The 1,586-nt window shown below is 69.2% G+C and carries 1 protein-coding gene; it reads left to right on the forward strand.

All coding sequences use genetic code 11. The features are described from left to right. The coding region (locus AC3WXD_RS34900) for an ImcF-related family protein (RefSeq protein WP_492325739.1) at nucleotides 1–1,586 on the forward strand (1,586 nt) is incomplete at both ends.

Below are 1,586 nucleotides of genomic sequence, written 5' to 3' on the forward strand. Positions count from 1 at the left end.
CGCGGGCTGGTGCGCGCCACGGCGATCGTGCCCGGTATCTTCACGCGCCAGGCCTACGAGGGCTATGTCGCTCCCGCCATCGAGGCCGCCGCCAGGCGCAGCGAGATCGCCAGCGACTGGGTGCTGACCGACGGCAAGCCCCAGGCATCGCCGACAGAAGGCCGCTCCGCCGAAGCCCTGCAGGCTGCGCTGACCGAGCGGTACTTCGCCGACTACGCGGAGCGCTGGCAGGGCTTCATGAACAGCCTGCAATGGGAACCCGCCCCCACGCTGCCGGCCGCTATCGATCAGCTCAAGCTGATGGCCGATGCGCGCCAGTCGCCGGTGATCGCGCTGATGAAGTCGCTGGAATACCAGGGCGGCGCCGGCGCGCACAAGGATTCGCTGTCCGACACGCTGGTGGCCAAGGCCCAGGACTTGCTGGGCAAGAAGACGGCGGGACCCGAGGCGATCAAGCCGGACACGGCCGGGCCGCTGGGCGCCGCCTTCGGACCGGTGCTGCGGCTGGTGGGACAGGGCCAGGCCGCCAATGCAGGCAGCAGCAGCGACCTGAGCCTGCAACGTTTCCTCGACCGCGCAACGGCGCTGCGTCTGCGCCTGCAGCAGGTCAGCAACAGCGCGGATGCCGACGCGCAAGCCCGGCAGATGGCGCAGGCACTTTTCCAGGGCAAGGGATCGGAGTTGGCCGACACCCGGGCCTATGCGCAACTGATGGCGGCGAGCCTCGGCAACCAGTGGGCGGGCATGGGCGAGACGTTGTTCGTACGCCCGATCACGCAGGCCACGCAGACCGTGCTGCAACCCGCGCAGGCGAGCCTGAACGACGCCTGGCGACAGGGCATTGCCATGGCATGGGGCAAATCGTTCGCCGGGCGCTATCCGTTCGCCGACAGCGCCAACGATGCCTCCTTGCCGGAACTGGCGCGCTTCCTGCGCCCGCAAACCGGCGTGATCGGGGCGTTCCTCGGCACGCAACTGGCAGGCGTGCTGGAACTGCAGGGCGATCAATGGGTGCCGGCGGCCACCGGCGGCCAGGCGCTGGCCTTCGATCCGGCCTTCCTCAAGGCGGTCAATGCCCTGCAGCGCATCGCCACCCGCCTGCTGGCGCAAGGCGAGCCGCAGTATCGCTTTGAGGTCAAGCCGATTCCCACGCCGGGCCTGACCGACACGGTGCTGACCGTCGACAGCCAGAAGCTGCACTACTACAACCAGCGCGAGACCTGGCAGGCGATGACCTGGCCGGCCAACAACCTGCAGGACCTGGGCACCCGGCTGCAGTGGCAGACCGAGCACGCGGGCACCAACAAGAGCTATGAGTTCGGCGGCCGCTTTGGCTTCGTGCGGATGCTGGAGCGGGCGCACGTCGAGCCGCTGGACAGCGCCGTCTATCAATTGACCTGGCGAGGCACGCCCGACACCAAGGGGCCGACGGCCGGCGAGCTTGAGCCGAGCGCTGCCGATGCCGACAGCCTGACGGAGCGTGCGGCGAGGCTGCCGCCGCAAGCGGAGATGGCCTACCCGATCCGCTACCAGATGCGCACCGAAGTCGGCCAGGGACCGCTGGAGATGCTGGCACTGCGGGGCTT

This window comes from Cupriavidus sp. FW216-B1, from assembly GCF_058789195.1.